Genomic DNA, 6,773 nt, shown 5'->3' with positions numbered 1-6,773 from the left:
AGATCTCCTAGCAGAAATGTGAGAGACCCCTTAGAGACGATGAGGTAGATAGGGCAGGGGTGGAAGTACAGCGATGTATGGAGCTGACTGCTACTAATCGGTCGAAAGCTTGACCTCAAAAAGAAATCTGATAACTGTGTGCAGTTTTCAGGAGTACATCCTGAGATGGCCCGATGGCTCAGCTGGTTAGAGCGCCGCCCTGTCACGGCGGAGGTCGTGGGTTCGAATCCCATTCGGGTCGCTTATCCTTATCATAAAGGATATTTATTTCATAATGTGGGATCTTAGCTCAGCTGGGAGAGCATCTGCCTTACAAGCAGAGGGTCATAGGTTCGAGCCCTATAGGTCCCATTTTGCCGATGTGGCTCAATTGGCAGAGCAGCTGATTTGTAATCAGCAGGTTAACGGTTCGAGTCCGTTCATCGGCTGTCTATTATATTTTATAATAGAATATGGGTGGATTCCCGAGTGGCCAAAGGGGACAGACTGTAAATCTGCTGCAAATTGCTTCGGTGGTTCGAATCCACCTCCGCCCATTCAGATATTTTAAATATCTAATTAATTTAATATCGCGGGGTAGAGCAGTCTGGTAGCTCGTCGGGCTCATAACCCGGAGGTCGTTGGTTCAAATCCTTCCCCCGCAATTTTATGCCCAGATAGCTCAGTTGGTAGAGCAGAGGACTGAAAATCCTCGTGTCACTGGTTCGATTCCGGTTCTGGGCATATGGGATATTAGCTCAGTTGGTAGAGCACTTGACTTTTAATCAAGTTGTCCGGGGTTCGAATCCCCGATGTCTCATGTTAAAACCGTTGAAGAAATTCAACGGTTTTTTCTTTTATATAAATAAAATCACTCTTTTAATATAATCAGGAATCATAGAAGGAATCTGTAAAATGAATACTCCCATTTATAGTAAATTGTTAAAACTGAAAAATGAAAAGAGAATTCCCTTTCATATGCCGGGGCACAAACGAAGGGGAAGTGGTGTTTTTAAAGAAATAGAAAAAATGGATATCACGGAAATCACAGATTATGATAATCTTCATCATCCGGAAGGAATCATCCGGGAGTCCATGGATCATTTAAGAGAGATATATGGTACCAGGGAATCCTGGTATCTGGTCAATGGCAGTACAGTGGGAATTCTGGCAGCGATTTCTGCCTGTTGTGATGTGGGGGATGGTATCTTGCTCAGCCGGAATTGTCATAAATCTGTGTATAATGCGGTAAGACTGCTGCATCTCCATGCATATTACTTTTACCCTGAAATTTCTGATGAGTATGATGTCATTGAGGGGATAGAGGAAAATCAAACAGAAGAAATCAGAGCAATTTTAAATGCTCACAGAGAGATTAAAGCAGTGATTCTTCCATCGCCAACCTATGAGGGGGTGGTCATGGATATTGAAAAGCTGAGAAAGGCCATAGAACCTTACCAGGTATTTTTTATTGTGGATGAAGCTCATGGAGCACATTTTCCCTTCCATGAATACTTTCCGAAAAGTGCCACAGAATGTGGAGCAGATCTGGTCATCCAGAGTACCCATAAAACGCTGCCGGCTATGACCCAGACAGCTCTTCTTCATCTGTGCAGCGACAGAATTTCCCCGGAAATTATAAGTAATATGCTTTCGGTTTATGAATCTTCCAGCCCCTCTTACATACTGATGGCTTCTGCAGAATATTCGGTGGCATATATGAAAGAAAATGTGGATGCTGTACAGCAGTATGTGGATAACCTTCAGAATTTCCGGAAGAAATGTGCACAACTGCGTCGGATCCATGTCATTGACAGGGAAGATCTCAGATGCCGGGATTGTGACAGAAGTAAACTGGTATTTTCTGTGAAGAATACCGGATGGAATGGAATTACCTTATTTGAGCGTTTACTGCGGGATTATCATATAGAACTGGAAATGTCGGACAGCTCCAATTGTATTGCCATGACTTCCGTGTGCGACAGCGAAGAGATGTATGATGCTTTATTTGATGCCTTAAAAGAACTGGATGAAGAAATAGATATCCAGATGACAGAAAGCAGGCGCCCGGAATGGGAAAACAATGTTCAGTCGTACATTTCCTGTGGGAAAAAGATGCATGAAAAGGTGCTGGAGTCCTGGCAATGCGAAAGAAAAGAAAAGGAAAAAGTGATACTTGATGAGGCGGAGGGAAGGATTTCCGGTGATTATGTGATGTTGTATCCGCCGGGAATCCCTCTGCTGGTGCCAGGAGAAAAAATACTGAAAGAAACAGTGGAAAATCTAAGATATTACATTTATAATGGATATAATGTACTTGGTTTATCCGGAGATCATATGATCGTACTGCGATAAGGACAATATCAGGAGGATACAAATGAAAGGAATATTCATCGTGATGGAGGGACCGGATGGTTCCGGCAAATCAACACAGATTGCGCTTCTGAAAGAGTATCTGGATAAGATCGGCTGCGAGTGTCTGATCACCAGAGAGCCGGGAGGCACGGCAATCGGGGAGGCAGTGAGAAAGATTATATTGAATCCGGAATATAAGGAAATGTCTGATGTGACAGAGATGCTTCTCTATGCGGCTTCCCGGGCGCAGCTCATGGCGGAGGTTATCGGACCGGCTCTTGAGGCAGGGAAAATCGTTATCAGTGACCGTTTTGTGGATTCTTCCATCGTCTATCAGGGTATTGCCAGAGGACTTGGAACTGACACGGTGGCCGCAGTCAATCGTCCGGGGATTGGAAAATATGAGCCGGACTGCATTTTCTTTATCGATATCTCAGAGGAGGAAGGAATCCGGAGGAAAAAAGTACAGAAAAAACTGGACAGAATGGAACAGGAAAGTATAGATTTTCATGCCATGGTGTCCAGAGGATACAGAGAAGTTTTGTCAGGAAGAAAAGAAGTCATATATATTGACGGGGCGGCTGCTGCAGAACAGATTCAGCAGCAGATCCGGGAAGAGATTCACAGAAGAATCGAAGCCATGCGGAATCAGCGGCAGAAAGACGGACCGGTTTAAAAAACGGACTGGTTTAGATAATATGAAGTTGAAGGATGAAGAGCAGTGCCAGATTTGAAGGATATTCTCGGGAATGAAGTGCTGAAAGATCATTTCCGGACAGCATTACAACAGAATAAAGTTTCCCATGCCTATATCATTGAGGGAGAGAGGGGAAGCGGCAAAAAAATGATTGCAGCGGCTTTTGCAAAGATTCTTCAATGTGAGACAAGGCAGGCGCAGAGAGAGAAGGAAGGAACAGATCTCACAGAGGCCTGCGGCACTTGTGCCTCCTGTATACAGGTAGAACATAAGAATCATCCGGATGTAATCTGGGTGACGCATGAGAAGCCGGGAGTGATCAGTGTGGGAGAGGTCCGGGAGCAGATTGTGGGCACCATGGATGTGATGCCTTACAAAGGGCCTTATAAGATTTATATCGTGGACGAGGCGGAGAAAATGAATCCTGCGGCCCAGAACGCCATTTTAAAGACCATTGAGGAACCGCCGTCTTATGGAATCATTCTGCTGCTCACCACCAACCGGGGAGCGTTCCTGCCGACGATCCTGTCCAGATGTATTCTGCTTTCGATGAAGCCTGTACCGGACGGGGCCATCAGAGATTATCTGGTGAATCATCTTCATGTGCCTGACCAGACTGCGCAGTTCTGCGTGGGATTCTCCATGGGAAATATGGGAAAGGCAGTCAATGCCGCCCTGTCGGAAGAATTCCTGGAGCTGCGACAATTTTCTGTTTCTGTGTTACAATATATTCATGAGGCAGAGCCTTCCACTCTGGCGGAACAGGTGAAGAACCTGAAAAAATGGAAAGAATCGGTGGGTGATTTTCTGGATATCCTGTTAATGTGGTTTCGGGATGTGCTGGTGATGAAGCTGGCCGGCGGAGAAAATGAGATAATTTTTAAAGAGGAATATCTTTATATCAAAAAACAAAGTCAGAAGCTTTCTTTTGAATCACTCAACGCGGTTTTTCTTGAGATAGAACACACGAGAGCAAGGCTCAGAGCCAATGTGAATTATGACGCCTCCCTGGAGGTTTTACTGATGTTTATCAGAGATAAATGTAATGATGGAGGTAATACATGACAAAAGTAATAGGAGTCCGTTTCCGGGATAACGGGAAGATTTATTATTTTTCCGGCGGAAATCTGGGCGTGAAAATAGGTGACAGTGTCATTGTGGAGACTGCCAGAGGAGTGGAATACGGACGGGTTGTTCTGGGAGACAGAGAGGTGGAAGAAGAGAAGATCATTTCCACGCTGAAACCTGTCCTTCGTATTGCCACGGAAGAAGATGAAAAGATTCATCGAAAGAATCAGGAAAAAAGCAAAGAAGCCTTTGGTATCTGTCTTGAGAAGATCAAAAAGCACGGTCTGGAGATGAAGCTCATAGACTGCGAGTATACTTTTGACAATAATAAGGTTTTGTTTTATTTTACCGCGGAGGGAAGAATCGACTTCCGGGAGCTGGTAAAAGATCTGGCCTCTGTATTTAAGACGAGGATTGAACTGAGGCAGATCGGCGTGAGGGACGAGACCAAAATCATGGGTGGTATTGGTATCTGCGGACGCAACCTTTGCTGCAATACATTTTTATCGGAGTTTATTCCGGTGTCCATTAAGATGGCAAAAGAACAGAATCTTTCCCTGAATCCAACAAAGATTTCCGGCGTGTGCGGCAGACTCATGTGCTGCCTGAAAAATGAGCAGGAAACCTATGAATACTTAAACAGTAAACTTCCGGATGTGGGAAGCGAAGTAAAAATCGTCGGAGGCGGCAAGGGAACCGTGCAGAGCGTCAACGTGCTCAGACAGCGCGTGAAGGTTCTGATCACCAATGAGAAAGGTGAAAAAGAGATCGCAGAGTACAAAGTGGAAGATTTACATTTTCGTCCGAGACGAAAAAAAGAAAAAGTAAAGATGGATGACGAGCTTAAGAGACTGGAAGCACTGGAGAAAAAAGAAAGAAAATCGAAGCTGCAGTGATGATTTTCTTAAAATATTTTCGTATGAGAAAAGTAAAACAGGTGGTATAATAAATGGGGCTGGATCAGGAGAAAAATAAGGCGGACAGCGATAGACTACAACGGAATAAAGAAATGGATCAGGCGGATAACGGCCGCATAATTCTGAATCCCAACGAGAGAGTGGATGATCTTCAGATTAACGGTTTCAAGATCATACAGAATCCGGATAAGTTCTGCTTTGGCATGGACGCCGTTCTGCTCTCGGATTATGCCGGAATCAAAAAAGACAGCCGGGTGATGGATTTATGCAGCGGTACAGGGATCGTTCCTATTCTTCTGGAAGCTAAATACGAGGCAGCATATATCGAAGGTCTGGAATACCAGAAAGACTGTGTGGATATGGCCAGAAGAAGCGTAACGATGAACGGTCTCGATGGCAGGATCATGATGACTGAGGGAGATGTGAGGGAAGTAAAAGAACATTATCCTCAGGGTTCTTTTGATTATGTCACCTGCAATCCCCCTTATATGACAGGCCACCACGGACAGACTAATAAAAATTATGGCAAGGCCATCGCGAGACATGAGATACTTTGTTCTCTGGAGGATGTGGTGCTGGCGGCAAAATGGCTTCTGAAAGAAACCGGCCATCTGATCATGGTGCACCGTCCGTTTCGTCTGGCGGAGATTTTTTATTGTCTGAAAGAAAATAAACTGGAACCCAAACGGATGCGTCTCGTGTATCCTTACGTGGATAAAGAACCTAATATGGTTCTCATCGAGGCAGTAAAAGGCGGACGTCAGCGAATCACTGTGGAGTCTCCGCTGATCATCTACAAAAAGGACGGCTCCTATATGAATGAAATCTACAGCATATACGGCGGCCGGGTGTAAGTGGAAAAGGATACAGAAATGACATTTGGAGGAAAATCATGACAGGAACCTTGTTTTTGTGCGCGACGCCCATCGGCAATCTGGAGGATATCACGCTCCGGGTGCTCCGGACTTTAAAAGAGGTGGATCTGATCGCGGCGGAGGATACCAGAAACAGTATCCGGCTGCTGAATCATTTTGAGATTAAGACAAAGCTCACCAGCTATCACGAATATAATAAAATTGAAAAGGCAGCGGTTCTTGTGGAAAAAATGAAACAGGGCGTCAATGTGGCGCTGATTACCGATGCCGGGACGCCGGGAATATCCGATCCGGGCGAAGAGCTGGTCCGCCAGTGTCTGGACGCCAACATTCCGGTGACTTCACTTCCGGGAGCGTGTGCCTGCATCACGGCGCTGACCATGTCCGGGCAGCCTACCCGACGTTTTGCCTTCGAGGCATTTCTTCCCTATGACAAAAAAGAAAGGGAGGAGATTTTAAATGCGCTTAAAAATGAGACGAGGACGATCATTCTCTACGAGGCGCCTCACCATCTCAAAAAGACCTTAAAAGAATGCCGGAAATATCTGGGCAACCGGAATATGACGGTGTGCAAGGAGCTCACAAAGAAATATGAGAAAAAGCTGAGGGGTACCCTCGATGAAGTTATCGCTTTTTATGAAGAAAATGAACCCCGGGGTGAATATGTTCTGGTCTTTGAGGGAAAGAGCCGCCGGGAGTTAAAAGAAGAAGAACAGAAAAAATGGATGGAATTATCTCTCGAAGAACACATGGCGTTGTACCTGGATGAGGGAAAAGACCGGAAGGAGGCCATGAAGCTGGTGGCAAAAGACCGGGGAATCCCGAAACGGGACGTTTACAATGCATTATTAAATAAATAAAAAGGAAAGAAGAGCACAGAAA

6 protein-coding genes, 7 tRNA genes and 1 rRNA gene are annotated in these 6,773 nt (G+C 45.2%); all 14 read left to right on the top strand.

Annotated features, from left to right (window positions below):
- A 23S ribosomal RNA gene (locus B5E53_RS13030) occupies positions 1–117 on the top strand; the annotation flags it as partial.
- 50 nt (positions 118–167) lie between these two features.
- Positions 168–241: transfer RNA gene (locus B5E53_RS13025), tRNA-Asp, on the top strand.
- 37 nt (positions 242–278) lie between these two features.
- Positions 279–351: transfer RNA gene (locus B5E53_RS13020), tRNA-Val, on the top strand.
- Between the two features lie 4 nt (positions 352–355).
- Positions 356–428, top strand: a tRNA-Thr gene (locus B5E53_RS13015).
- 26 nt (positions 429–454) lie between these two features.
- Positions 455–536, top strand: a tRNA-Tyr gene (locus tag B5E53_RS13010).
- A gap of 34 nt (positions 537–570) precedes the next feature.
- Positions 571–644, top strand: a tRNA-Met gene (locus B5E53_RS13005).
- A gap of 6 nt (positions 645–650) precedes the next feature.
- Positions 651–723, top strand: a tRNA-Phe gene (locus B5E53_RS13000).
- 3 nt (positions 724–726) lie between these two features.
- A tRNA-Lys gene (locus B5E53_RS12995) sits at positions 727–799 on the top strand.
- A gap of 95 nt (positions 800–894) precedes the next feature.
- Positions 895–2,334 carry an aminotransferase class I/II-fold pyridoxal phosphate-dependent enzyme gene (locus B5E53_RS12990; RefSeq protein WP_087315728.1) on the top strand — a complete coding sequence of 480 codons (1,440 nt, stop codon included), beginning with the start codon at positions 895–897 and terminating at the stop codon, positions 2,332–2,334.
- Between the two features lie 22 nt (positions 2,335–2,356).
- Positions 2,357–3,010 (top strand): dTMP kinase, encoded by a 654-nt coding sequence (tmk, locus tag B5E53_RS12985; protein WP_087315726.1) that lies wholly within the window; start codon positions 2,357–2,359, stop codon positions 3,008–3,010.
- 45 nt (positions 3,011–3,055) lie between these two features.
- The gene (locus B5E53_RS12980; RefSeq protein ID WP_087315724.1) at positions 3,056–4,096 is read left to right on the top strand and encodes a DNA polymerase III subunit delta' C-terminal domain-containing protein; all 1,041 of its coding nucleotides are present in this window, start codon (positions 3,056–3,058) and stop codon (positions 4,094–4,096) included.
- Positions 4,093–4,995, top strand: coding sequence for a stage 0 sporulation family protein (locus B5E53_RS12975; protein ID WP_087315722.1), 903 nt, complete (start codon positions 4,093–4,095; stop codon positions 4,993–4,995). Before B5E53_RS12980 ends, B5E53_RS12975 begins: the two co-directional genes overlap by 4 nt.
- 53 nt (positions 4,996–5,048) lie before the next feature.
- Complete coding sequence (locus B5E53_RS12970) at positions 5,049–5,870, top strand: tRNA1(Val) (adenine(37)-N6)-methyltransferase (protein ID WP_343215650.1); 822 nt, start codon at positions 5,049–5,051, stop codon at positions 5,868–5,870.
- A gap of 38 nt (positions 5,871–5,908) precedes the next feature.
- The gene (gene rsmI / locus B5E53_RS12965; protein WP_087315720.1) at positions 5,909–6,751 is read left to right on the top strand and encodes a 16S rRNA (cytidine(1402)-2'-O)-methyltransferase; all 843 of its coding nucleotides are present in this window, start codon (positions 5,909–5,911) and stop codon (positions 6,749–6,751) included.
- Positions 6,752–6,773: the final 22 nt, after the last annotated feature.

The organism is Eubacterium sp. An11 (assembly GCF_002161065.1).
In the GTDB taxonomy this organism is placed as follows: Bacteria; Bacillota; Clostridia; order Lachnospirales; family Lachnospiraceae; genus Anaerobutyricum; species Anaerobutyricum faecale.
This window is presented reverse-complemented; position numbering and strand designations above follow the sequence as displayed.